Origin of the sequence: Citrobacter sp. Cpo069 (assembly GCF_030332785.1) — a bacterium.
Taxonomy (GTDB): Bacteria; Pseudomonadota; Gammaproteobacteria; order Enterobacterales; family Enterobacteriaceae; genus Citrobacter; species Citrobacter portucalensis.
On record NZ_JAOWHD010000005.1, the window covers coordinates 1 to 368 of the forward strand.

The following is a 368-nucleotide window of genomic DNA, read 5'->3' on the forward strand; positions in this document are numbered from 1 at the left end:
TGGGGGAAGGATTCGAACCTTCGAAGTCGATGACGGCAGATTTACAGTCTGCTCCCTTTGGCCGCTCGGGAACCCCACCAGGGGTAATTCAAATTGTAGGCAGTGCTAGAAGATGGTGGTGGGGGAAGGATTATTCGTCGCTTCGCTTCTCACCCTTCGGGTCGTTGCCGTTGGCAACGTTCTCTCGCTTTCGCTCGAGTCGAACCTTAATCGAAGGCTCTCACCCTTCCCCGACAAGTGCAAACTTCTGCATTACTCACCGGGATAACTACATCGCTGTAGTAAATAATGGTGGTGGGGGAAGGATTCGAACCTTCGAAGTCGATGACGGCAGATTTACAGTCTGCTCCCTTTGGCCGCTCGGGAAC

General features: G+C 53.3%; 1 other RNA gene. It reads right to left on the minus strand.

Annotation, left to right across the window (positions count from 1 at the left end):
• Positions 1 to 113 precede the first annotated feature (113 nt).
• Positions 114 to 245, minus strand: a non-coding RNA gene (locus OGY08_RS00270) — RtT sRNA.
• Between the last annotated feature and the right edge of the window lie 123 nt (positions 246 to 368).